The organism is Yinghuangia aomiensis, assembly GCF_039542225.1.
GTDB lineage: Bacteria > Actinomycetota > Actinomycetes > Streptomycetales > Streptomycetaceae > Yinghuangia > Yinghuangia aomiensis.
Genome location: NZ_BAABHS010000001.1, coordinates 393,905 through 418,104 on the forward strand (window position 1 = coordinate 393,905; position 24,200 = coordinate 418,104).

General features: G+C 73.3%; 16 protein-coding genes. 7 read left to right on the forward strand and 9 right to left on the reverse strand.

Annotated features, from left to right (window positions below):
- The first annotated feature begins 9 nt into the window (after positions 1–9).
- Positions 10–2,157 (forward strand): outer membrane protein assembly factor BamB family protein, encoded by a 2,148-nt coding sequence (locus tag ABEA93_RS01690; RefSeq protein ID WP_345673395.1) that lies wholly within the window; start codon positions 10–12, stop codon positions 2,155–2,157.
- A gap of 13 nt (positions 2,158–2,170) precedes the next feature.
- Here ABEA93_RS01690 and ABEA93_RS01695 read toward each other — a convergent pair whose 3' ends face one another.
- Complete coding sequence (locus tag ABEA93_RS01695) at positions 2,171–3,061, reverse strand: alpha/beta hydrolase (protein ID WP_345673396.1); 891 nt, start codon at positions 3,059–3,061, stop codon at positions 2,171–2,173.
- A gap of 224 nt (positions 3,062–3,285) precedes the next feature.
- Between ABEA93_RS01695 and ABEA93_RS01700 the strand changes: the two genes are divergently transcribed.
- Positions 3,286–4,965, forward strand: a complete 1,680-nt coding sequence (locus ABEA93_RS01700; RefSeq protein WP_345673397.1) for a long-chain-fatty-acid--CoA ligase — start codon at positions 3,286–3,288, stop codon at positions 4,963–4,965.
- A gap of 7 nt (positions 4,966–4,972) precedes the next feature.
- On the opposite strand, the gene rarD is transcribed toward ABEA93_RS01700, so the two are convergent.
- On the reverse strand, positions 4,973–5,983 hold the full coding sequence (rarD, locus tag ABEA93_RS01705) for an EamA family transporter RarD (RefSeq protein ID WP_425584778.1): 1,011 nt from the start codon (positions 5,981–5,983) through the stop codon (positions 4,973–4,975).
- 336 nt (positions 5,984–6,319) lie between these two features.
- On the opposite strand from rarD, the gene ABEA93_RS01710 reads away from it, so the two are divergent.
- The gene (locus ABEA93_RS01710) at positions 6,320–7,921 is read left to right on the forward strand and encodes an ABC transporter substrate-binding protein (protein WP_345673399.1); all 1,602 of its coding nucleotides are present in this window, start codon (positions 6,320–6,322) and stop codon (positions 7,919–7,921) included.
- Positions 7,922–7,991: 70 nt separating this feature from the next.
- Here the strand turns inward: ABEA93_RS01710 and ABEA93_RS01715 are convergent, their stop codons facing one another.
- Positions 7,992–8,690, reverse strand: coding sequence for a PaaI family thioesterase (locus ABEA93_RS01715; protein ID WP_345673400.1), 699 nt, complete (start codon positions 8,688–8,690; stop codon positions 7,992–7,994).
- A gap of 143 nt (positions 8,691–8,833) precedes the next feature.
- Here ABEA93_RS01715 and ABEA93_RS01720 point away from each other — a divergent pair, with 143 nt between their 5' ends.
- The 4 genes from ABEA93_RS01720 (at position 8,834) to ABEA93_RS01735 (ending at position 13,449) form a co-directional block, all read left to right on the forward strand.
- Positions 8,834–9,694, forward strand: a complete 861-nt coding sequence (locus ABEA93_RS01720; RefSeq protein WP_345673401.1) for a MaoC/PaaZ C-terminal domain-containing protein — start codon at positions 8,834–8,836, stop codon at positions 9,692–9,694.
- A 321-nt stretch (positions 9,695–10,015) separates the two neighbouring features.
- A complete protein-coding gene (locus ABEA93_RS01725; RefSeq protein ID WP_345673402.1) occupies positions 10,016–11,095 on the forward strand; it encodes a Zn-dependent alcohol dehydrogenase in 1,080 nt (359 codons plus the stop codon).
- Positions 11,096–11,178: 83 nt separating this feature from the next.
- On the forward strand, positions 11,179–12,102 hold the full coding sequence (locus ABEA93_RS01730) for a 3-oxoacyl-ACP reductase (RefSeq protein ID WP_345673403.1): 924 nt from the start codon (positions 11,179–11,181) through the stop codon (positions 12,100–12,102).
- A 177-nt stretch (positions 12,103–12,279) separates the two neighbouring features.
- Positions 12,280–13,449 carry an Rv3169 family protein gene (locus ABEA93_RS01735; RefSeq protein WP_345673404.1) on the forward strand — a complete coding sequence of 390 codons (1,170 nt, stop codon included), beginning with the start codon at positions 12,280–12,282 and terminating at the stop codon, positions 13,447–13,449.
- A gap of 112 nt (positions 13,450–13,561) precedes the next feature.
- On the opposite strand, the gene ABEA93_RS01740 is transcribed toward ABEA93_RS01735, so the two are convergent.
- From ABEA93_RS01740 to lanL, 6 genes are all read right to left on the reverse strand, one after another.
- Entirely contained in the window at positions 13,562–14,857 is a 1,296-nt protein-coding gene (locus ABEA93_RS01740) for a PASTA domain-containing protein (protein ID WP_345673405.1), read from the reverse strand.
- 134 nt (positions 14,858–14,991) lie between these two features.
- The gene (locus tag ABEA93_RS01745; RefSeq protein ID WP_345673406.1) at positions 14,992–16,800 is read right to left on the reverse strand and encodes an ATP-binding cassette domain-containing protein; all 1,809 of its coding nucleotides are present in this window, start codon (positions 16,798–16,800) and stop codon (positions 14,992–14,994) included.
- Positions 16,797–18,593, reverse strand: a complete 1,797-nt coding sequence (locus ABEA93_RS01750; protein WP_345673407.1) for an ATP-binding cassette domain-containing protein — start codon at positions 18,591–18,593, stop codon at positions 16,797–16,799. The genes ABEA93_RS01745 and ABEA93_RS01750 overlap by 4 nt, the downstream gene beginning before the upstream one ends.
- A 265-nt stretch (positions 18,594–18,858) precedes the next feature.
- Positions 18,859–19,008: a VenA family class IV lanthipeptide gene (locus tag ABEA93_RS01755; protein WP_345673408.1), complete on the reverse strand. Its 150-nt coding sequence runs from the start codon at positions 19,006–19,008 to the stop codon at positions 18,859–18,861.
- A gap of 93 nt (positions 19,009–19,101) precedes the next feature.
- On the reverse strand, positions 19,102–20,940 hold the full coding sequence (locus tag ABEA93_RS01760) for an alpha/beta hydrolase family protein (protein ID WP_345673409.1): 1,839 nt from the start codon (positions 20,938–20,940) through the stop codon (positions 19,102–19,104).
- The gene (gene lanL / locus ABEA93_RS01765) at positions 20,937–23,834 is read right to left on the reverse strand and encodes a class IV lanthionine synthetase LanL (RefSeq protein ID WP_345673410.1); all 2,898 of its coding nucleotides are present in this window, start codon (positions 23,832–23,834) and stop codon (positions 20,937–20,939) included. The genes ABEA93_RS01760 and lanL overlap by 4 nt, the downstream gene beginning before the upstream one ends.
- Between the last annotated feature and the right edge of the window lie 366 nt (positions 23,835–24,200).

Consider the following 24,200-nt stretch of genomic DNA (forward strand, 5'->3'; position numbering starts at 1 on the left):
TCTTCTCGCATGCGAGACCTGGAGCCGGGGGATCCGCGGCGGTTGGGCGACCACACGGTGGTCGGCGTGCTCGGTTCCGGCGGGTTCGGGCGGGTCTATGCGGCGCGCGCCTCCGCCGACCGGATGCTCGCCGCGAAGGTGCTCCACCCGCAACTGCTGCGCGCCGACCCGGACATCGCGGCCCGGTTCGGGGGGGTGATGGCCGAACTCTCCCGGGTCCGCAACCTGCGCGGCGGCCGCATCGTGCAGTGGGACACCGAACCGTGGCCGTGGTACGTCCGGCACTACATCCCGGGCGCCACCCTGACCGAACTCATTGCGCTCGGCGCTCCGTTGGACGCCGCCCTGGTCACCCAGATCGGCGCGCAGACCGCCACCCGGCTCGCCGCGATGCACGCCGCGGGCATCGCGCACGGCGGGGTGACCGCCAACAACGTGCTGGTCACCTCGCGCACCGTCCGGCTCGTCGACGGCGGACTCATCGGGCTGCTCGGGGCGGGCACACCCGTCGCGCGCGGCGTATACGCGGCACCGGAAGGCGCCGACGGGACGATCGCGGCCGACCTGCACGCGCTCGGCGCCCTGCTCGTCCTGTGCGCCCGCGGACGGCTGCCCACCGGGCGCGACGACGCCGACGCGCTGCCGGAATCCGCCGCCCGGACGATCCGGGCCCTGCTCGCTCCCGATCCCGCGGACCGCCCCTCGGCCGCCCGGGTCGCCCGCGAACTCCGGCCCCAGCACACCACCATCCGCGGCTTACTCCCGCGCGAACTCGCCCACGCCGTCGCCGCCCACCGCCCCGCGGTGTGGGACCCGCTGCGCGCCGCCGCGCTCGCGGAGCGCGCATCCGTGCCGTCGGGTGCACCGCGGATCCCCGCGCAGCAGACCGCCACCCCCGCCGTTGCGGTGAAGGCGGCGAAGGCGGTGAAGGCGGTGAAGGCCGGCCCGCCGGAAGCACCCGTTGTCCCGGCCGCCGCTCCGCGTCCGTTGGCCCGCGCGCGGACCCTGTGGCGCCACGACATCCCGGGCGTGCAGGCCCTCTACGTGTCCGACGGCCTGGTCTTCGCGGGCGGTGAGGAAGTCACCGCGATGGACCTGCGCACCGGCGACGTGCGCTGGTCGAAGCCCGGGTGGTACCTGCCCGCGGCACCGTTCGAAGGCCGGGTGTGCTGCACGCAGGGCACGCGCGTGGCCCTGGTGGACGCCGCGACCGGGCGCGAGATCTGGCGCACCGATGTCGCCGCGGTGCGCGGCCTGTGGGCGCGCAGCACCGGCCGCCTGGCCCGCGCCGAACGCGCGTTCCGTATGCACAGCGTCTACCGGCCGACCGCCGGCGTGCTCGTCGCGGTGGGCGGGCACAGCGAACTGTTCGGGCTGGCCGCCGAGACCGGCGAACTCCTGTGGAACCGCCGGGAACCGCGCCGCACCACGTTCACCCGCGACGGCGCGGGCGCGGTGTACCTGAGCGGCGACCGGCGCGAACCCGTGCGCGCGCTCGATCCGGTGACCGGCACGGTGGCGTGGGAGGACGCGACCGGCGACTCGATCGTCGTCGCGGTCGGCCGCAACCACGTCGCGTGCGGCCGATTCCGGCCGGACACCGCGGATTTGGCGCAGTACGTCGTGCACTCCGCCGCCGACGGCCTCCGGGTCCGCGAAGCGGCCCCGGGCGAGGCGGCGTTCCTGGACGACGACGGCGTGCTCTACGTGGTCGGCGGCGACGGCCGCCACGACCGGTTCCGGGCCGTGCTCGACGGCGGGAAGTGGACGCTGCCGTGGCACGGCGCCGCCGGCGTCACCGTCGCCCCGTCCGGCGACGAGGCATATCTGCGCAACGAGACCGGCAAGGTGTACGCCATCGACCTGGTCGGCCGGGCGGTGCGCTGGGTGAGCGAGCCGCCGCGCCGCATCGTCGACCCGGTGGGCGGTCAGCTCGACCGCTCGCTCGCGGTCACCGTCGACGACGACCTGGTCTACGTGCGCTGCCACGGCGACCCGGCGCTCGTCGCCCTGGACCGCGCCGACGGCCGCGAACGCTGGCACCGTCCGGCGCTGTACGGCACCTTCACGATGGTCGACCCGGCCGCCGAATCCGGCCGGGTCTGCGTCGTGGCCGACGACACGGTGATGGCGCTGACCGCACCGGACGGCGCCTGAGCCAGGGCGTGTCCTACCGGGGCAGCACCGCGTCGAGGCTCTTGCCGAGATCGTGCAGGGCTTCGTCGGCGGCGGGGAGCATTCCGGCCATCACCTGGAACACGTGCCACAGATCCGGGTACTCGGTGTGCTCGACGGCGGCGCCGAACTCGCGCGCCCGTTCCGCGAACGCCGCGCCCTCCGGGGCGAGGATGTCGTCGGTGCCGTTCTGCACGATCGTCGGCGGCAGACCGGACAGGTCGGCGCCGCGGGCGGGGGAGAGGGCGTCGCGGTCCCCGCCGGGCGCGTAGGCGGCCGCGCAGCGGGACAGCCATCCGGTGCGCAGCACCGGGTCGCGGTGGTAGCGCGGCTCGAACGGCCAGGGACGCAGCGGATCCAGCCACGGGGAGACGAGGACCAGGGCGTCCGGGGCGCGGGCCTTGCCGCCGCGCAAGCCGAGTGCCGTGGTCAGGGCGAGTCCGCCGCCCGCGGAGTCGCCGGTGAGGATCATCGGGGTGTCGGCCGGCGTCCGGTCGGCGAGCCGGTGCCAGGCGTTGGCGGTGTCGTCGAGCGCGGCCGGGTGGGGGTGTTCGGGAGCGCGGCGGTAGTCGAGGGCGTAGACGACCGAGCGGGTGGCGGCGGCGAGGTGGGCGGCGAAGGCACGGTGCGAGCGCGACGAGCCGACGACGTAGCCGCCGCCGTGCAGGTAGAGCATCACGCGGGTCGGCGCTGCCGGGCCGACCGTGATCCGCAGGGCCGGGACACCGCCCGGCGCGCAGCGTTCGGTGCGGGTGCCGGGCGGCAGCGGGCCGCCCATCGCGGCCACCCACGCGCGCTGCGCGGGGACCGGGACGCCGGGTCTGAGGACGGGCCGCAGGACGCGGCGGGCAAGGGTGCGGGCGAGGGGTACGGAGAGCCGGGGCACGGCGACCTCCCGAGGTCATCCATGGGTTTCCGCGGGTTTTCCCTGGTGCTTCCGTGCGGTGGTGCCTGATGCATTCATGCCGCTTTCGGACGGATTTCATGCCGCGCCCGAACCGCCCGCGTGCACCCTTCGATCTTCCGCGTTGCCCCCCTTCAAGCTACGTTGCGTCCCGGCACGAGGGTTCCACGGAGTTGCACGAGGGTTCTGGTTCGAGGGAGTTGCGCATGGCCGGCCGGTGGTCCGTCACGATGAACGACCTGGTGCGGCGCCGCGTCGGGGACACGTCCCCGGGCGTCCGGGCCGGCGACAGGGTGTGGACGTGGGACGAGCACGTCAAGCTGTCCGCGGAGCGCGCGGCGTTCCTGGAGAAGTTCCGCGCCGACGGGCAGCCGTTCCACATAGGCATCCTGCTCGAGAACGTTCCGGAGTTCTCCTTCCTGCTGGCGTCCGCGGCGGTGTCCGGCGCGGTCGTGGTCGGCCTGAACCCGACCCGGCAGGGCGCCGAGCTGGCCCGCGACATCCAGCACACCGGCTGCACGGTGCTCATCACCGGGGACGCCCACCTCGCGCAGCTGCGCGAAGCGGTGCCGGACTTCCCGGCGGACCGCATGTTCAACGTCGACGACGCCGCGTGGGCGGAAGGCCTGGAGCCCTATGCGGGCGCCGAACTCCCGGACACCGTCCCGGCCACCGACGACCCCTTCATGCTCATCCTGACCTCGGGCACCACGGGTCACCCGAAGGCGGTCATCTGCTCGCAGGGGAAGATCGCCACGCAGGGCGGCAGCGTGGTGGCGATGCACGAGCTGACCGGCGAGGACGTCGCATACTGCGCGATGCCGCTGTTCCACTCGAACGCGATGATCACGTGCTGGACGCCGACGGTCGCGTCCGGGGCCGAACTCGTGCTGCGGCGGCGGTTCTCCGCGTCGGGCTTCCTGCCGGACGTGCGGAAGTACGGCGTGACCTACGCCAACTACGTCGGCAAGCCGCTGTCCTACATCCTCGCCACCCCCGAGCAGCCCGACGACGCCGACAACCCGCTCACCCGGGTCTTCGGCAACGAGGGCGGCCCGCAGGACGTCGAGCGGTTCGCGAAGCGCTTCGGCTGCGTCGTGCGTGACGGGTTCGGGTCCACCGAAGGCGGCCTGTCGTTCGTGCCGGTGCCCGGCATGCCCCCGGGCGCGCTCGGCAAGCCGAGCGGCAACATCAAGATCCTCGACCCGGAGACACGCCGCGAGTGCCCGCCCGGGCGGTTCGACGACGCGGGACGACTGCTCAACGCCGACGAGGCCGTCGGCGAACTGGTCAACCTGGACGGCGCGGGCTCGTTCGAGGGCTACTGGAACAACGCCGCGGCGACCGCCGAGCGGCTGCGCGAAGGCTGGTACTGGAGCGGCGACCTGGCCTACCGGGACGCCGCGGGCCTGGTGTTCTTCGCGGGCCGCAGCGGCGAGTGGGTGCGGGTCGGCGGCGAGAACTTCGGCTCCGCGCCGGTCGCGCGCATCCTCGCCCGGCACCCCGACGTGGTGCTGGTGTCGCTCTACGGCGTGCCCGACGAGGCGGCGGGCGACCAGGCGATGGCCGCGGTCGTGCTCCGCGAGGACGCCGCGTTCGATCCGGCCGAGTTCGCTGCGTGGCAGGCCGCGCAGCCGGACCTGTCGCCGACGTGGCAGCCGCGGTACGTGCGCGTCGCCACCGAACTGCCGCACACCCAGACGAACAAGGTGCTGGTCCGCGTGCTGTCCCGCCAAGCGTGGTACCCGGCGGGCGACCCGGTGTGGTGGCGGCCCGGCAAGGACGGCGCCTACCAGCCGCTGACCGCGGCGGACGTGGCCGCGCTGGAGGCGCGGTTCGCCGAGCACGGGCGCGGGCACGTGCTCGACCTGCTCGACCGCGGCTGACCGGACGTCAGACGGTGGGCTCCGGTTCCGGCTCCGGCCGGACCGGGGCCTCCGCGACGGGCTCGGCCGCGACTGGGGCGACCGCGATCGGGTTGACGGCGACGGGGTTGACCGCGATCGGGTTGACGGCGACCGTGTCGGCCGGGAGCGATGCCGCCGGGACCGCGGCCGACCGGGCGAGGGCCCGCCTGGTCTGACGGGACTGCCGCAGCGCGTCGGCGCTCAGCACCACCAGCGCGCCCCAGATCAGGCCGAAGCCCGCCCAGCGCGACCCGGGCATCTCCTCGTGGTCGATCCACACGCCGACCGAGAACTGCAGGATCGGGCCCAGGTATTGGAGCATCCCGATGGTGGACAGCGGGACGCGCACGGTGGCCGCGCCGAAGCACAGCAGCGGGATCGCGGTCACGATGCCGGTGCCGAGCAGCAGCAGCGTGTGCCCGACCGAGACGGTGCCGAGGGTTCCTTCGCCGGTCCAGGACAGGTAGGCGAGGTAGCCCGCGGTCGGCAGGAACATGACCGCGGTCTCGGCGGTCAGCGATTCGGTGGGGGCCAGGCCGACGGTCTTCTTGACGTAGCCGTAGATGGTGAAGCTGGTGGCCAGCACGAGCGCCAGCCACGGCAGGCGGCCGTAGGCGACGGTCAGCACGACCACCGCCGCGACGCCGAGGCCGACCGCGACCCACTGGGCGTTGCGCAACCGTTCGCCGAGCACGAGCACGCCGATCGCGATGAACGCGAGCGGGTTGATGAAGTAGCCGAGCGAGGTCTCCACGACCTGGTGGCTGTTGACGCCCCAGATGTACAGGCCCCAGTTGGCCGTGATGACGATGCCGGCCACGACGATCTTCGCCAGCCGCGCCCGGTCGCGCAGGAGCACGCGGATCCACGACCAGCGGCGCAGCACGGCCAGCACCAGCAGCATGAACACGAGCGACCACACCATGCGGTGGGCGAGGATCTCCACCGCGCCCGCGGGCTTGAGATGCGGCCAGTAGAGCGGGAACAGGCCCCACATGACGTAGGCGGCGACGCCCAGCCACAGGCCGCGGCGTTCTTCGCCTCCCGGAGTTGCGACGGTTCCGACGGCTCTTCCACGCGTTTCGGGCACGGCCGGACCCTAATCCGGGGTGGGCGCTTTGTCCCGGGCCAATTCGGCGCCGGTGGACCGGACCTCTTGTCGGTCTCCGCCGCCGCCCGCCGGTCGGATTGGCCACCGGCCGGTTGGTAAACGGTCAACCCCTGCGAAGCAAATGTTTATGACGCGAAATCGTTATATGACGATGCGTCAGATTGTCTCCAATCCGCTGCTAGCTTGACCGGATCCACCACCCCGGTAGCGCCAGGAGCAGTTTTGCGTCACGAACGACTCCGTTACCCCCGCTTGATTGCCGCGGTCGCCGGTGCCGCGGCGCTGGCCCTCACGGCCACGGCATGCGGAGGCGACGACAAGAAAAGCGACAAGTCGAGCAACGGCAGCGCCGCTCCCGGCGGCGCGGGCACCGGCGGTGACCTGACCGTGCTCATCACGCAGGAGACCCGCGGCATCGACCCGGCCATCTCCACGGTGTCCTCGGTCAACGGCGGCACCCAGGCCGCCGCGGTCTTCGACGTCCTGTTCTACATCGACCCGAAGACCGGCAAGGTCCAGCCGCAGCTCGCCGAGTCCGCCACCGCCTCCGACGGCGGCTCGGTCTGGAACATCAAGCTGCGTCCGAACGTGACCTTCACCGACGGCACGCCGCTGGACGCCGAAGCCCTCAAGTTCAACTGGGAGCGGCACCAGGACCCGGCCGTCCGCTCGGTCGCCGCGGTGGCCGCGAAGGACCTCAAGTTCGAGGTCGTCGACCCGACGAACCTCAAGGTCACGCTGCCCGCCCCGAACCCGCACTTCGACCAGCTCGTGGCGCACAACCTCGCGTTCGTCGGCTCGCCGACCGCGATCAAGGCGGACCCGAAGGGCTTCTCGGCCAAGCCGGTCGGCGCCGGGCCGTTCAAGGTCAAGTCCTGGGTGCGCGACAACGCGCTCACGCTGGAGCGCAACACCGCGTACTGGAACAAGGACCGCCCGCTGCTGAACTCGGTCACGCTGAAGCCGGTCATGGACCAGACCCAGCGGCTGAACTCGCTGGTCAGCGGCCAGGGCGACCTGGTCACCACGATCAACTTCAAGATGGTCAACGAGGCCCGTGAAAAGGGCCTGACGGTCGCCTACGACGACAAAAACGGCGGCTTCATGACCATGTTCAAGACCGACCGTCCGCCGTTCGACGACCCGCGGGCGCGCCGCGCCTACGTCCTGATCATGGACGGCGGGGACCGCAACAAGGTCATCCAGGGCCCGGCGGGCGCCGGCCAGACGCTGACCACCTTCTTCGCGCCGACCTCGCCGTTCGTCGACCCGTCGGCGACGATGCCGAAGCAGAACAAGGAAGAGGCGCAGAAGCTCCTCGACGAGCTGGCCGCCGCGGGCAAGCCGCTGGAGTTCACCTACACCACGAACAGCAGCGCGGCCGCGAAGGCGTCGGCGGAGTACTGGCAGGCCCAGACCCGCGGCATGAAGAACATCAAGATGAACACGGAGTTCCTGGACGGCTCGGCGTACGCGAGCAAGGTCATGATCTCCAAGGACTTCCAGGCCGCCGAGTTCAACGCGTTCTTCGACGACCCGGAGCCGGTGCTCTACAACCTGCTGTACTCGAAGGGCGCCGAGAACCGCACCGGGTACAACAACCCGGCCGTGGACGCCGCGCTCGACAAGGCGCGCGCGACGACGGACGAGAACGAGCGCAAGGCGCAGTACGCGATCGTGCAGCAGGCGATCGTGAACGACCTGCCGTTCTGGTCGTACGAGAAGGGCTTCGCCGCCGCCATCCAGGGCAAGCGCGGCAAGGTCGAGGGGATCCAGCTGTTCGAGGACGGCCTGATCCTGTTCGACCGGGTGAGCGTCAAGTAGTCCGGCGTTCTGCCGGGTGCCCGGCCGCGGATCCTCCGCGGCCGGGCTTCCGGCGTGTCCGGACGGTGCGTCAGACGGCCCGGGCCCGGATGAACAGCCCCTCGCCGTCGGCCACCAGCACGCCGTCGGCGTACGAGCGGGCCTCCACCCATGCCTTGCGGCCCTCGACGCGGACCACCTCGGCCTCGTAGTCGATCCGCTGGTGGAGCGGTGTGCCGCGCTTCATGCGCACCGTGAGGTACGCCGTCATGCCCAGCGCCCCGGCGCCGGACTGGGCGACGCCCATCACCTCGTCGAACGCGGCAGCCACATAGCCGCCGTGCACGCGGCCCATCGGACCTTCGTAGGCCGCGCCGAAGACCGCGTGGGCGCGCACCACCGGCCCGTCGGCCTCCAGCTCCATGGGCGGCGCGAGCGGGTTCGCGGCGCCCACGAACGGGCTGCGCTCGTGCAGCTGGAGGTCCTCGAACGACGGTGTGCGCTGTTCCACACTCGGCAGCGCGGCGATCCGGGCTGCCAAATCTGATACCTCGTCAGCTACGCTGCCGAGAGCGTCCGCGTCGCCTTCCGGGTCGACCAGCTTGACCGCCTCGATCAGGCGGCGGGCGGCTTCGGCCAGGCGGTGGCGCTCCGCACGGCCCGCGCTGTCCGGCTCGGGCCGCGGCAGCCATGTGCTGCGCAGCTCGGCGAGGACGTCCGCCGGTACGTCGGGAACGCCGGCGAGCGGCGGAGCCGCCTCCGCGGCGGGCAGCGGTTCGGTCGTGGACATGGCGGCCCCTCGGCTGTCGGTGCTCGATGTGCATTGCAGGGAAACGAAAACAAGTTCTAGTTTGTGAGCGCTGCCGGATCAACCACCGGAGCGCATCACGGACTCGACACCCCACACCAGGGGTACACCAGGGAGGAGACGTCATGCCCATCGACGTCGCAGTGGCCACCGGCGCCGAGCCCCGCAAGGGCGAGATCAGCTGGACGCACAAAGATGTGATCCTCTACCACCTGGGCGTGGGTGCGGGCACCCCGGCGACCGGCGCCGACGAGCTGCGCTACACGTACGAGAAGAACCTCCAGGTCCTGCCGACCTTCTGCACCGTGGCGGGCACCAAGGTGGGCGGCAGCATGGCGACCCTGCCGGGCATCGACATCAACCTGCGCGCCGTGCTGCACGGCGGCCAGGAAGTGATCATCCACAACCCGCTGCCGGCCAAGGCCAAGAACATCCAGGCCACCAGCCGCGTCGCGGACGTGTGGGACAAGGGCAAGGCCGCCGTCATCGTGCTGGAGTCCTCGGCCACGCTGGAGGACGGCACCCCGCTGTACGACTCGCGCGCCGAGATCTTCGTGCGCGGCGAGGGCGGCTTCGGCGGCGACCGCGGCCCGACCACCAAGATCGACGTCCCGGAGCGCGACGCCGACCACACCATCGAGGTCAAGACCACCGAGGACCAGGCGCTGCTCTACCGCCTCTCCGGCGACTGGAACCCGCTGCACGCCGACCCGGACTTCGCCAAGGCAGCCGGCTTCGACACCCCGATCCTGCACGGCCTCTGCTCCTACGGCCTGACCCTCAAGGCGGTCGTCGACACCGTCCTCGGCGGCGACGTCACCCGCGTCACCCGCTACCGCACCAAGTTCGCCGGCATCTTCTTCCCGGGCGAGACCATGCGCATCCGCGTGTGGGACGAGGACGGCAAGCTCTACGTCCAGACCTCCTCGGTCGAGCGCGACGACGCGGTGGTGCTGTCGGACACGGTGGTCGAGTACACCGGCTGACACCTGAGCCGACACCGTCTCCGGACGTGTGCATGCGGGCCCTTCCCGGGATCGGGAGGGGCCCGCAGGCGTTTCCGCGCCCGCTGCGGCCGGTCGCGGTCGCGTTGCGTAACCGTCCGGTTGCGCACGATGGCACGGTCGGTCGGGCCTCTTGTGTTCTTTGGCTCAGAACACTTATGCGTGTGCGGGCGAGCAGATAGCTTGACCTTGTCATCGACCTTGTCGAAAACAAGAACGCGTTATATTTTCGCCGCGGCGGTGACGCCCCCCGAACGGGCCCACCAGGGCGCCGGTAGCGGCTAGGACGAGGAGCAAGCAAACATGCGCGCAGCCATCCTGCACGAGACGGGACAGGACAAGCTCGAAGTCCGCGACGACGTCGAGGCCGTCGGCATGGGGCCCGGCCGGGTGCGCGTCAAGTTGCACGTGACCGGCGTGTGCCACTCCGACCTGTCGGCGATGACCGGTGTCCTGCCGCAGCCCGCGCCGTTCGTCCCCGGCCACGAGGGAGCCGGGGAGGTCGTCGAGGTCGGCGACGGGGTGACCTCGGTCGCGGTCGGCGACAAGGTCGTCATCTGCTGGGCCCCGCCGTGCGGCGCCTGCAACTTCTGCACGGGCGGCCAGTCGAACCTGTGCCTGTCCGGCTTCATGAACGCCGGCACCCAGAACTTCACCTTCGGCGGCACCCCGGCGTTCGGCTTCACCGGCACCGGCACGTTCACCGAAGAGGTCGTCGTCGCCGCGCCGTGCGCCATCAAGGTGCCGTCCGACGTGCCCTACGAGGTCGCCTCGCTCATCGGCTGCGGTGTCACCACCGGCGTCGGCGCGGTGTTCAACAGCGCCAAGATCGAGCCCGGTGCGTCCTGCGCGGTGGTCGGCGCGGGCGGTGTCGGCATCGCCGTCATCCAGGCGCTGCGCGCCGCGGGCGCCGCGGAGATCGTGGCGATCGACCCGGCGCAGAGCAAGCACGAATGGGCGAAGAAGTTCGGCGCCACCCACGCGGTCACCCCGGACGAGGCGCAGGCCGCCAAGAACGACCTGACCGCAGGCCAGGGCTTCGACTACGTCTTCGAGGTCGTCGGCAAGTCGTTCACCGCGCGCAGCGCCTACGAGCTGACGCGCCGCGGCGGCAACGTCGTCATCGTCGGCGCGGGCGCCATGGACGACAACGTCCAGTTCAACATGTTCGAGCTGTTCTTCGACCAGAAGCAGATCATCGGCAGCATCTACGGCGGCGGCGACATCGTCCGCGAGTACAACCGCATCATCCGCATGTGGCGCGCCGGCCGGCTCGACCTGGAGGCGATGATCACCCACCGCCTCGACCTCGCGAACATCAACGAGGCCTTCGACCTGATGAAGAGCGGCGAGTCGATCCGCACCATCGTCACGCTCGCCTGACCCGACGTCATGTGCCGGGCCGCGCACGGCAGTCGCGCGGCCCGGCCGCCCTCGCACCAACCCCCGATACCGGAGAACAGCACATGACTACGTCCCTCGCAGGCAAGGTTGCCGTCATCACCGGCGCCGGCGGCGGCCTCGGCCGCGCCGAGGCGCTCGCGCTCGCCAAGCAGGGAGCGAAGGTCGTCGTCAACGACTTCGCCCCCGAGGGCGCCCCGAACCCGGCCCAGGCGGTCGTCGACGAGATCGTCGCGGCCGGCGGCGAGGCCGTCGCGCACCGCGGCGACATCTCGAGCTTCGAGGTCGGCGGCGAACTCGTCCAGCTCGCGATCGACACCTTCGGTTCGATCGACATCCTCGTGAACAACGCGGGCGTGCTGCGCGACCGCATGCTGTTCTCGATGAGCGAGGCCGAGTGGGACCTGGTCCTGGCGGTGCACGCCAAGGGCACCTTCAACACCTGCCACCACGCGGCGAAGTACTGGCGCGACAAGTCCAAGGCCGAAGGCGGCCCGGTGTACGCGCGCATCATCAACACCGCGTCCGAGGCGTTCCTCGCCGGCTCGCCGGGCCAGCCGAACTACGCCGCCGCCAAGTCGGCGATCGTCGGTCTGACCATGAGCACCGCGAACGGCACCCACCGCTACGGCATCCGCGCCAACGCGATCGCCCCGCGCGCGCTCACCAACATGACCAGCAACGTGTTCAACGCCAAGGAAGACCTGGCGGACGGCGAGCTGGACCCGCTGTCGCCCGAGCACGTCGCGCCGCTCGTCGCGTTCCTCGCCAGCCCGGCCGCGGACAACATCTCCGGCCAGGTCTTCGTGGTGCACGGCGGCTTCGTCGCCGTCGTCGAACGCCCGACGCTGCAGGCCAAGTTCGACTCCAAGCAGGCCACGTTCACGCCGGACGAGCTGGAGCAGGTCCTGGTGCCGCACTACGCGGACAAGAAGCTCAACGCGGGCTTCTCGGCGACCGACCTGCTGTACCTCAAGCGCGAGCGCTGAGCACCGGCGGCATGCGGGGCACCCGGGCGGGTGCCCCGCATGCCGTGCCCGCAGAGTGACACGTGTCACCCCTGCCGGCGCGCCCCGACTCCGCCGCGGACCCGTGCCGCGGCACGCACGACCTGCCGACCCGCATCAGCCGACCAGTCGCTGCCCGACCCAGAAGGGGGCCGCCGCGTGCTCACTCCCGCGGACGATTTTCCGATCCACCAGACGCCCGAACCGATCGCCCACCCGGCCACGTCGGACAAGAACGCGTACGACCGCTACTGGTTCAACGGCTACGACCGCGACGGCGCCTTCTACTTCGCGTTCGCGCACGGCCTCTACCCGAACCGCTTCGTCGCCGACGCGCACTTCACGATCTCGGTGGACGGCGTGCAGTACAGCCTGCACGGCTCCCGGCGCGCTCCGCAGGACCGTTTCGACCTGACCGTGGGCCCCCTCGGCATCGAGGTCGTCGAGCCCCTCAAGGTCATCCGCATCTACGCGGAGGACAACGAGACCGGCCTGACCTGCGACCTGACGTTCACCGCGCGCGCCGCGGTCATCGAGGAGCCGCGCGTCACCACCCGGGTCGGCCACCACGTCATCATGGACTCGACGCGGCTGACCCAGCTCGGCGTCTGGTCCGGCACGGTCACGCTGCCCGGCGGCCGCGAGATCGCCGTCGACCCGGCCCGCACCCTCGCCACCCGCGACCGCTCCTGGGGCGTCCGCCCGGTCGGCGAGCGCGAGAACGGCGGCGCGCCGAAGCCGTTCAACCCGCTGATGTGGCTGTGGGCGCCGCTGCACTGGGAGAACGAAGTCACGCTGTGGGGCTCCTACGAGCGGGCCGACGGCGACATGTACCAGAAGGACGGCCACCGCATGGCCGCCCAGCCGCTGGGCTCCGTTCCGGACACCGCCGCGATAGCGGTCCCGACCGACGGCGCCGAGGCGATCGGCTACGAGGAACTCCACCCGGTGCGCCACGAGCTGACGTTCCACCCGGGCACCCGCCGGGTCTCCGGCGGCGAAATGTGGCTGGCGGACGCCTCCGGCAAGGAATTCGGCTACCGCATCGAACCGATCGGCGCGCGCGGCTACCTCGCCGGCCTCGGCTACATGCACGGCACCTGGGCGCACGGCGTGTGGCAGGGCGAACTCAAGGTCGAAGGCGAAAGCTGGGTCATCGACGAACTCGACCCGCTGGCGTTCGACCGCCAGCACTGCCAGCAGGTCATCCGCGTCACCGAGATCGGCGGCGAAGGCCGGGTCGGCGTGGGCGTGCTGGAGCAGATCGTCTTCGGCCCGCACCAGCGGTACGGGTTCAAGGAGCTGATGGACGGGTGGGCGGCCGAGTAGGCCACTGCCGGACGTCCGAACGCGGGCACGGTCCCGGAACCCGGGTTCCGGGACCGCGCCCGCGGCGTGTCCGAAGCCGTGTCCGACGTCGTGCCTGAGGTCGTGCCTGAGGTCAGCGGATGTCCGCTGTCCCCAGGTACACCGTCACCCCCGTCAGCACCCCCGCCGACGTCCCCGCCGGGGGATCGGTGCGCACGACGACGTTGTACTTGGTGCGGTCGCCGACGGCCACGGTGGTGAACCTGGCGGCCAGTCCCGCGTCGCGGAGGGTGGTGCGGGCGGTCTCCTGGTCCATGCCGGCGACGTTCGGGACCGTCGTGTTGCCGTCGTGGACGCGCACGACGACGGTGCTGCCCTCGCCGACGATCTCGCCGCCGGCCGGGTAGGTGTCGATCACCGCGCCCTGCGGGCCGCGGCTGTTGGGGACCGGCTGGATGCTCGGCGCGAGGCCGGCCTTGGTGATCGTGTCCTTGGCTTCCTGGGTCGTCATGCCCGACGTGTTCGGCACCACGAAGTCCCGGCGTGCGGTGGGGGGAGTCGTGCCCGGGCCGGGCTTGCCGCCGTCGCCCGCGTTCGCGCCGGACCCCGCGATGCCGCCGCCCCGGCCGGAGGTCGTGCCGCCGTTCTCGCCGTTCGAGCCGCCGGAGTTGTCGGATCCGCCCGTGTCCCCGCCGCGGCCCGTGCCGCCCGCGCCCGGGTCGACGCTTGCCACGGTGACCGCTTCCACACTCGACCCCGGCGCGGCCGTCGTGCCGCCGTCGCCCGAACCCCCCAGCGCCACCGCGGCCACCACCGCGAGGGCGACGACCACCGCGGCCGCGCCGACTCCGGCGAGCAGCTTGGGCCGCACGCCGCCGCGCGGGCCGCCGCGGTTCGGGTCGTACTGGAAGCGGCGCGGGACGTCCATGGCGAACGCCGCGCCCGCGGCGGCGCGCGTCGTGCCGCCGGTGGAGACGATCCGCAGGGCGACGCCGAAACGGCCGCCGCGCATCTCAACGGCGCGGCCCGCGGCGTCCGCGCCGGGGATGCCGAAGCGCGAGGCGATGTCGATGCCGAAGCCGATGTGGTCGCGCGGCGGGGTGTAGCGCAGGACGACCACGCGCGACTCGCCGGGCGCCAGCGTGTAGGTGAGCGACGCGGCGTCGAAGTCCAGGCGTCCGGCGACCTGTTCGATCGGCTCCACACGGTACGTGTCCGGCCGCCGCCCCGCGTTGCGGACGGTGAGCCGTACCGTCACCGCCTCGCCGGGCTCGCCGCGCTGCCGCGCGGGCTCGCACCACGCCTGCACACCGGTTTCGGCGTCGCCGGCGAAGCGCTGGTCGGCACCGCACTGTTCGCCCGGGCAGTACGTGCCCAGGCGTTCCCGGCCATCGGTCCGGGTGCCGCACAAGCGGCAGAAGAGCCTCATGTCGGTCCCCCCTGGGATACGAGCTGAACCCTGGGACGGAACGCGCGGGCGGCCGGTTCCCGCTCGCGGCGGGTTCCGCGGTGCTACGGGTGCCGCTGAGGGTCATCCCTGAGGACGCAAGCGCATTGCCCAGGTCAGCGGGCTGTGTGGACGCCCTGCCAATGCCCCGTCAAGTCCGCGTACAGCGCCGACCGGTCCATCAGTTCCTCGTGCGTCCCCACGGCCGGGATGTGCCCGTCGAGGACGAGCACCCGGTCGGCGCGCCGTGCCGAGTCCATCCGGTGCGCGATCACCACCAGAGCGCCCGGCCGGGCGGCGAAGGCGCGTTCGGCGAGGGCTTCGGTGGCCGGGTCGAGGTGGCAGGTGGCTTCGTCGAGGATGACGAGGCGAGCCGGGGAGACGAACGTGCGGGCAAGCGCGACGAGTTGCCGTTCGCCCGCGGACAGTGCCGTCGGGTCGGGGATGCCGGCTTCGTAGCCGCCGAGCCGGGCGACCAGGTCGCGGCAGCCGACCAGGCGTACTGCGCGGTCGAGTTCGGCTTCGGTGGCGGCCGGGTGGAGGTAGGTGAGGTTTTCGCGGACGGTTCCGGCGAAGACGTAGGCCTCTTGCGGCACCACCGCCACGTCGCGCCGCAGCCGCGCCGGATCCAGCGCCGCGACCGGGATCCCGTACAGCGCGACGCCGCCCGCGTCGGGCGCCAGCAGCCCGGCGAGCAGCGCGGCCAGCGTGGACTTGCCGACGCCGCTCGGCCCGACGACCGCGAGGTGGCCGCGGTCCGGGACGGTGAGCGTCAGATCGGCCACCACGGGGGCGGCGTGCGGCCCGTAGGCGAACGTCACGCCGTACACGTCCAACGCGGCGGGCCGCGGCGACGGCGCCCGCACGGGACCGGCCGCAGGCTGCGCCGGCTCGGCGTCCTCCCGGGGTGCGGTGGCCTCGGCCAAACGGCCCGTGACGACGCCGAGTTCCAGGATCCAGTCGCCGACGGTCGCGGTCAGTGCACGCAGCGCGGGGCCGAGTTCCTTGACGAGGTAGAGCACGGCGCCCGCGACTTCGCCCGGGGTGAGCATGCCGTGGCGGATCAGCACCGGGGCCGCGGCCACCAGCAGCACGACCGGGAGTTGCGCGCCGACGCCGACCACCAGCAGCCGCAGTGCGGATGCGCGGGCGAGCTGCCGGGTGGCGTGCGCCTGCGCGTCGATCGCCGTGCCGAGGTCGCCCAGGACGCGCTCTTGCGCGCCGAGCGCCACGATGTCGCGCAGCCCGGCGACCGTCCGCCCGGTCTCGGCGGCGATCCGCTCGTCGGCGAGCAGCAGGTCGCGGCGGCGTCGCGCGAGCGGCCCCAACAGCCGGACGAACAGCCACCCGGCGGGCACCAGCGGGATCAGCACCAACGGCAGCGCGAGCGGGGCGAGCACCGCCAAACCGACCAAAGCGGCGACCACGGTCACCGCGAGTTGGCGCAGCGTCCGCAGCAGCGACGCCGTCAGATTCCGGCAGCTCTCGACCTGCTCGGTCAACCGGGCGACGGCGGCCGCCGGATCGGTTCGCCGTGCGCCGCCCCCCTGCTCGGCGAGCGCGGTGTCCAGGGCGTCGCCGACCACGCGCCGCACCAAGGCGTCACGCAGCGGCTCGACGACGGAGGCGAGGTGCGGGAACATCGCGTACGTCGCGAGCACCCGCAGCAGCATCGCGAGCCCCAGCATTCCGAGCAGCGCGAAACCGACGCCGGGACGACCGGCCAGGAACCCCTGGTCGATCGCCGCCGCGACCAGCGCACCCGACAGCAGCGCCGGCACGCCCTCCAGCACCGACCAGCCCAGAACCCGGACCAACGCGGGCTTGCGCGGGCGCAGTTCGGCGGCGAGCAGGGACCAGCCCGCACGCATGCCGCCGGGGTCGGACGCCGCCGCGGCGTGCCGCGGCTGTTCGCGGCGGATCACGCGGCACCCCCGGCGAACACCGCGCGGTAGTCGGCGTCGTCCCACAAGTCGTCGTGGGTGCCGACGGCGCGGACGCGGCCGCGGTCGAGCCACACCACCAGGTCCGCGGAAGCCGCCGCGGTCGCCCGGTAGGCCACCACGACGCGGGTACGGCCGCCCAAGCGGCGCGCGAACGCGTCCATCACCTGGTGCTCGGTCACCATGTCCAGCCCGGACGTCGCATCGTCCAGCACGATCACCCGGGCGTCCTGCGCGACCGCGCGGGCCAGGCCCAGGCGTTGGACTTCGCCGCCGGAGAGGCCGAGGCCGTCGATCGGGGTGGCGTAGCCGTCCGGGAGACGGCGCACGAAGTCGTCGGCGTGGGCGACGGCGGCGGCGTGGACGAGCGCGGATGCATCGGCGCCGGGCTTTCCGAAGCCGATCGCCTCGCGCACGTCGCGCCCCAGCAGCGTGGGGCGCGGAAACGCGTAGGCCACCGCGCGCCGCAACTCGCCGCGGGCCAGCGCCGCGACCGGGAGTCCGTCGATCGCCACGGAACCCGCGTCCGGGTCCCGCAGCCGCCCCGGCAGCGCGGCCAGCAGCGACTTGCCGGACCCGCTCGCCCCCACCACCGCGCAGCACGCGCCGGCCGGGACGGCCAGGTCCACGCGGTCGAGCAGCAGCCGCCCGCGGTCCCGGACGGTCACGCCGCGGAAGACCAACTCGCCCGCACCGGCGGGCAGTATCCGTTTCGCACCGTGCGGGGCAGCGGGGACGCCGAACAGTTCCTCCGTCCGCCGCAGCCCCGCACGGGCGTGTGCGACACCGACCAGGCTCTCCAGCTGCTCCAGGAAGCCCAGCCCCAATGCCGCGTATCCCGCGGCTGCCACCATGCCGCCCGGGGGGATCCGCCCCTCCGACAGACCCCAGCCGGCGACCGACAGCACCGCGATTTCCACCACGGGCGCGAGCAGCAGAACCCGGGCGACCGCACGACGTTGTGCGTGCCACAGGCCGTGCCCGACGGTGGAAAGCTCCGTCAACGGGCCCAGCACGCGGTCGTGTTCCCGATCGCGCGTGCCGCAGGCCCGGATGGTGCGCAGGCCCGCCAACGCATCGGCGAGCCGCGCGGAGATCCGCGCTTGGATCTCCTGGTAACGCTCGAACAAGTGCGTGGCGTCCGCCATGAACGCCCTGACGACCACCAGCCCCGGCAGCAGCCCGCCGACGAACGCGACGGCCAGCCAGGGGTCGAGCAGCCCCAGCGCGACGATGCCGCCGAGCGACGTCGCCAACGCCCCGATGGTCCCGATCAACGCGGGCACGAGCCGCGCCGCGTCGGGTGCGGATCCGACCAGCCGCCCGGCGATGTCCCCGGCGGGGTACGGGTTGCGGCCCCCGGTGCCGAGCGCGACGGCGTGCTCGGCGATACGCCGCCGCAAGCGCGCGGTGAGCGCGGCGGTGAGTCCGGGCCCCGCCAACTCGCCGACGAGCCCCGCGACGAGCCCGAGCAGCAGCACCCCGGCCAGCGGCAGCACCGCCCGAGCCGTCCCCCCGCCGTCGAGCAGTGTGTCGACCGCCCCGGAAGCCGCCGCGGGCAGCAGCAACGCGGCAGCGGACGCGGCGGGGACGGAGAACCCGAGGGCCAGGGTGGCCCCGGGCGCGGCCCGCCATGCGGCACGGAAGCCGGCGGCGGGGACGGGCTTGCGGGGGCGTTCGGTGGTCGATTCCGGCTCCCCGACCCGGCCCGACCCGCCTATGCCGTCGCTCGGCCCCGAACCCGGGCTCGGGGTGTCGCGCGTGGTGCCGGGCACGGGGCGGTCCTTCCGTCGGGTCGGGTCGGCCAGGGGGCGGTGGTGCGTGGTGGCAGGGCCGGGCGGGGATGCGTCGTAGGCGCTGCTCGGCGCCCGTCCGCCGAAGGACGCGGGGTGTTTCCGATGCCGCACCCGGCCGGAGCCGCGCGTCCCCACCGCACCGGTCCCGCGGCCCTTCAGGTTCCCGCCCGGCCCTGCCACACTGTCCCGTCACCGGGAGTTCCTGATTGCGCCAGGAACTCCCGGGTCCGGAATCTGCCGCTGGTCAGCCGCCGATCGTGAAGATCAGGCAGGTGACGATGAGGCAGGTGAACTGGCAGCCGCCGCCGCCACCGCCGTGGCCGCCGCCCAGCTCGACCGACTCGGTCTCGGGCAGGCGCTGCAGGGCGGCGAGGTCCGTCTCGAGGTTCTGCATGGTCGTGTCCTTTCGTGGCACGGACCGCCCCCCATGGGTTGTCCGTGGTCGTTCCGCACCGGAGGGTTCCGGCGCGGGGCGGTACCGGGGCTCTCAGACCACGGCCGTCGTCAGGAACGACGTCAGCCGCGGATACAGCTCGGGAGCCCCGTCCCCGGCGAAGACCTCGTGGCCTCGGCCGGGAAGCTCCAGGTAGCGGAAGTCGCTGCCTTCCGCGCGGCCCAGTTGCAGCAGCCGGTGGCGCAGCGCCCGCGACTGCCCGACCGGGATCACGTCGTCCCGGTCGCCGTGCACGACCAGCAGCGGGGCACGCATGCCCTCCGCCAGCCGCAGGACGTCGCGCGGGCCGAGCGCGTCGTCGAGTTCCAGGTCCCCGCCCAAGCGGGTCATCAGCGCCCGGACCGGCAGCGACGCTTCCGCGATCAGCCGCGGGCCGGACAGGAACGGCGCGATGGCGAGCACACCCGACCACGCGTCGGGCGACGTGCACGCCGCGAGCAGCGCCAGGTAGCCGCCGTAGCTGGTGCCGAGCAGCATCGGCTTCGGCAGGCCGGCCGCGGTGCGCTCGCCGCCGAGCGTGCGGGCGATTGCGGCGACGTCCTCCAGGTCCGGGCCGCCCCACGCGCCGTGCAGGCATGACGCGTAGGCCTCCCCGTAGCCGATGCTGCCGCGCTGGTTCGGTGCCACGACGGCGATGCCGTGTGCCGCCAAGTGCTGCAGCACCGGGGAGAATTCGAACCGCCACGCGGCGGCGGGGCCGCCGTGCAGGGCCACCACGAGGTGGTCGGCGGTACGCCAGTCCAGGCCGCCGTACACGATCGACTCGACCGGCCCGGCGTCCCCGACGAGCGTCTCCAAGTGCGCGGAGTGCCAGACGGGCCGGCCCGAGGCGGCGGCCGGCGTCTCGAGGCTCCCCGCGAATCCGAAGCGGCCCGGCCGCTCCGGCTGCACGGTCGCCAAGCCCCCCGGCCGGTCCGGCGCGGAGAAGGGAATGTGCAGGCCCGCTGCCGTCCACCGGCCGACGCCGCCGAGGCAGCCTTCCGGCATCTTGATGTCGAGGAGCGTGCCTTCTTCCGGCGTCCACACGGCCAGCCGCGAGGTGGCTCCCCGGTCGAACTGGAGCGCGACGCGCTCGCCGTCGGGGGCGATCGCCACCGGGCGCACCGTGGTGTTCGGCAGGTGCACCATCTCCGGGAAGCGCACCCGGCCGGCCGGCTCGTCGCGGTTCTCCGGCAGCCGGATCCACCCGAGCCGGTCCCCGCCCGGCGCGTCGCTGGAGATCACCAGCAATCCGCCCGTGGGGTCGCACAGTTGCAGCCGGTCGTTGCTCTCCTCGGTCATCTCCAGCAGCGGGCTGAGCACGGCCGAACGGACGTCCAGCACGGCCGTCTTCACCCGGCCGTCGCGGACCGCGTCCAGCGCCAGCCGGTGTCCTTGCGTGTCCAGCCACACGCCGCCGCCGAACAGGCCCGGCAGTTCGGCGAGGATCTCCAACGCGCCCAGCGTCCGCGGGATGCGCCACACGGTCGTGGTCGGCGTGGTGTCCGTCGCCAGCACGAGCGCGAGGCCGTCGGCGCCGGGGTAAGGGAGCAGCCGCAGGCCGGGGGTGCGCACGGTGCCGATCACCGTCTCGCCGTCCGCGTCCGCCCCGGGGCCGCCGAGCAGCACCAGGTCGTGGCGGCCCGGCTCGTGCCGGCAGGCGAGGACCGAGCCGTCGGGCAGCGCGAGGAGCTGGGTGTGCAGGTGCTCCGGGCGGCCGAGCATGCGCCGCGGCGCCGCGGTCGCGGCGTCCGGGCCGCCGGTGCCCAGCGCCCAGGACTCGACCTGCCAGGTTCCGTCGCCGGGGGTGGCCAGGCACGCGGCGTGTGCGCCGTCGAGCGAGAACGAGTAGCTGACGCGGCGCAGCGGCGGCGCGCCGACGGTCGTGGTCATGCGGCGTGTCCCCCTTCGGTGGTGCCGGACATCGGGCGCGGGGCCGTGTCGTCGACCGCGTCGTCTGTCGGGTGGTCGTCGCCGGGCGGCAGCGGTTCGTCCGCCGACGCGGGGCTCGCCGCGTCGACCGGATCGACCCACAGGCGCGGGCCGCCGTGCCGCAGGCGGAGCAGGAAGCCGACCACGCCCGCAAGTCCGGTGCCGTAGGACGCGGATACACCGACGGTGCTCTCGTCGCACGGAATCAGGCGCCCGGAGATCCGCGCGCTGCGCGCCCCGAGGAGTTCCGCGCACTCTTCGGCCTGCGCACGGTACAAGTCGTCCGCGCCAGGCTCGACCAAGTCGGCGATGTCCAGCAGGAACTCGCCGTTGCCGGCCAGCCCGTGGCAGGCCGTCGTGCCGGAGTGCCAGCGGGCACGGCGCACCGCGACCGCGGCCTGCTCGGCGAGGTCGCGCAGATAGGGGTCGCCGGTGCAGTGCCACAAGCGGATCAGGAACGTGCCGACGCCGGACGCCCCGCTGCACCAGTGCGCGAGCCGCACACCCGGCGGGTCGGCCGGGCCCTGCGCCCACCACGCGGCGCCGTTGTCGGTGCGTACCGTGCGGGCCAGCGTGCGCCCGGCGGCAAGGGCCGCGTCCAGGTACGCGCCGCGCCCGGTCGCGCGTCCCGCGGCGAGCAGGAACGCGCCGACCCCCGCGACGCCGTGCGCGTATCCGAGATGCGCGGCACCGGCCAGCGCGGAGTCGAAGTCGCGCGGGACCTGCCACAGCATCAGGTCGCCGTGCTCGCGGGCGGCCGCGAGCAGGCCGTCGGCGCTCGCCACCACGCGCTGCCGGAACCGGTCGTCGTGCGTGGCGTTCCAGAAGCGCAGCTGGGTGAATCCGGCGCCCGCGGCGCCGTGGCAGACGTCCGGGTTCGGCCAGCGGGTCGGCACCGACAGGGCCAACTCGTCGGCGTGTGCCAAGAGTTCCTTGTCGCCCAGGCTCTCGCCCGCTTCGCGGAGCGCCCACGCGGTGCCTGCGCGGCCGAAGTGCAGGCCGGGCAGCAGCACCGGTTCGCGGGCGGCGCGTTCGCGGACCCACGCGGCCGCGGCGGCGACGGTGTCGGCCAAGCCGTCGGGTGCGGCGAGGGTCGGGGTGGCGGCCGCACGGGCGAGGACGGCGAGCACGCCGGCCGCGCCGTACTGCACGCCGCACGGGTCCATCGCCGCGCCGCCGGGGGTGACCTGCCAGACGGTGTCCGCGCGGTCCGGAGCCGCGGTCGCGACGAGGTGCGCGAGGCCGTCGGCGAGCAGCCGGTCGACGAGTGCCGGGCCGACGGGCTCGGCGGCGGACGGTGCGGCACGCCACGGGTGCGGGCGGGCGATGTCGCGGACCCGGCCCGGGGCGGGGACGGGGCCGCCGCGCCGCTCGACGGCGTCGAGGTGCGCGCGTACCTGGTCCAGGCTCCAGCGCGACTCCGGCTCGTCGCGCAGCAGCCCGCGGACGGCGGGGGCGAGCAGCCGGGCGGTGCGGCCGCTGCGCGCGGCCAGGTCCAGCCAGGGTCCCAGGCGTTCGGCCGTAGGCCGGAAGACGTGGTCGGGCTCGGGCACGTCGTCCGGCAGTCCGGGGTCGGCGCCGGTGGCGAGCAGGAAGAACAGCGCGCCGAGGCTGTAGAGGTCGGCCTCGGGGGCCACCGGGTGGACGCCGCGGGCGTGCTTGGAGCGCGAGGCGGCGCGCTGCTCCGGGGCACGGTAGCCGGGGGTGCCCGCGGCACCCGCGAAGCTGCCGATGTCGGCGGCGAGTTCCAGGTCGACGAGGCGGAGTTCGCCGCTCGGCGCGACCATGACGTTCGTGGGGGCGAGGTCGCGGACGACCAGGCCTTCGCGGTGCATGCCCGCGACGACGCGGACCAGTTCGGCGGCGACGTTGCGGGCGAGCGGCCACGGCACGTCCGGCGTTCCGGAGCCGTCGCCGTCGTCGGAGCCGGCGTGCCGGAGGACCCAGGCGCGCAGCGACACCCCGGGGACGCGTTCCTGGGCGAGGAACAGCGTGCCGTCCTGCTCGACCAGCGCGACGTGGCGCGGGGTCAGGCCGGTGTGCGCGAGCCGTTCCAGCAGCGCCGATTCGTGCCGGAGGGCTTCGCGGGCGTCGCGGCCGGAGTGGTCGATCTCGACGTGCGCGCGGGCCTGCTTGACGACGACCTCGCCGCCGTCGCGGGTGTCCGTGCCGACGAACACGCCGCCTTTGGTGGAGTGCCGGATGGCCGCGGTGACCGCGAACCGGTCGGCGATCAGGACGCCGCCGGGGCCGGACGCGCCCTGCTGCCGGGCGTGCCGGTCGGCGAGCGGGTCGGGCGCCCACGGGGGCGGCGTGAACCACGCTTCCCGGGAGTCGACGACCTGGCTGCCGTCCGGCGCGGTCAGCACCGGGCGGTAGGCGCCGTCGTTGCCGAGGCGGGCGCGCTCGGTGAAGCCGCCGTACCGGTAGTGCACGATGCTGCCGGGGCGGCACGCGCGGTCCGACATCACGCCGGGACCGCTCAGCCCGCGGGTGGCCGCGTCGAGGGCGTCGACGAGATCGACGAAGTCCATGTCGTCGTGCGGATAGACGGTGATGAACTTGGCCGACGAACTCCGCTCGGCTTCCCGCGAGTTGAGCATGCGCAGGAACTCCGTGCCGGCGGCGCACTTGAAGGCGGCCCGGCGCGGCACGAGCACGTCGCACACCCGGTCGAGCACCTCGGCGGCGCCGTCGGTCGCGGAGCTGACGTGGATCTTCCAGCCTTGTTTGGGGAGTTCCACGCCGATCGGGGTGGCGGTGCACCACAGGTCGTCGACGCGGAGGTCCCACGTGGAGGCCTCGTAACGGTCGAGTGCCGCACGGACGCGCTCGACCAGGGTGCCCTCGGGCACGTCACGGACGACGCCGTGGTGCGGTACGGCGTGGTGCCCGCGAACTCGTGGTGCAGACAAAACCCTGATACCCCCCTCGCGTCCGGTCCGGCGGATTGAGCCGTCCGCCGGGCCGGCGCCCGGAACCCGCCGCCGACCTCCGGAAACACCGGCGGTCGACTTGAACTGCCCGACAGGGAACCGGTGTTGCCTTGGTGGAGCGGCAGTCCCGGTCGGAACGAGAACGACCGTACGAGCCGCGTTCGGGTGCTCTCAACGAGTTACGGGGCGGTTCACCCGCATGGGTGAAGTAACCTCGGAATCAGGATCTGACGGGGCGTTGGGGCGGTATTGGGATAAACGTACGAGGCGCCGGGCGGAGAGCCC

What these genes read in the sequence shown, in the direction of transcription:
- ABEA93_RS01720 (WP_345673401.1), top strand. Translation starts at nt 8,834, where the DNA reads ATGCCCATCGACGTCGCAGTGGCCACCGGCGCCGAGCCCCGCAAGGGC.
- ABEA93_RS01715 (WP_345673400.1), bottom strand. Translation starts at nt 8,690, where the DNA reads ATGTCCACGACCGAACCGCTGCCCGCCGCGGAGGCGGCTCCGCCGCTC.
- ABEA93_RS01740 (WP_345673405.1), bottom strand. Translation starts at nt 14,857, where the DNA reads ATGAGGCTCTTCTGCCGCTTGTGCGGCACCCGGACCGATGGCCGGGAA.
- ABEA93_RS01725 (WP_345673402.1), top strand. Translation starts at nt 10,016, where the DNA reads ATGCGCGCAGCCATCCTGCACGAGACGGGACAGGACAAGCTCGAAGTC.
- ABEA93_RS01700 (WP_345673397.1), top strand. Translation starts at nt 3,286, where the DNA reads ATGGCCGGCCGGTGGTCCGTCACGATGAACGACCTGGTGCGGCGCCGC.
- ABEA93_RS01760 (WP_345673409.1), bottom strand. Translation starts at nt 20,940, where the DNA reads ATGACCACGACCGTCGGCGCGCCGCCGCTGCGCCGCGTCAGCTACTCG.
- rarD (WP_425584778.1), bottom strand. Translation starts at nt 5,983, where the DNA reads ATGTGGGGCCTGTTCCCGCTCTACTGGCCGCATCTCAAGCCCGCGGGC.
- ABEA93_RS01755 (WP_345673408.1), bottom strand. Translation starts at nt 19,008, where the DNA reads ATGCAGAACCTCGAGACGGACCTCGCCGCCCTGCAGCGCCTGCCCGAG.
- ABEA93_RS01690 (WP_345673395.1), top strand. Translation starts at nt 10, where the DNA reads ATGCGAGACCTGGAGCCGGGGGATCCGCGGCGGTTGGGCGACCACACG.
- ABEA93_RS01730 (WP_345673403.1), top strand. Translation starts at nt 11,179, where the DNA reads ATGACTACGTCCCTCGCAGGCAAGGTTGCCGTCATCACCGGCGCCGGC.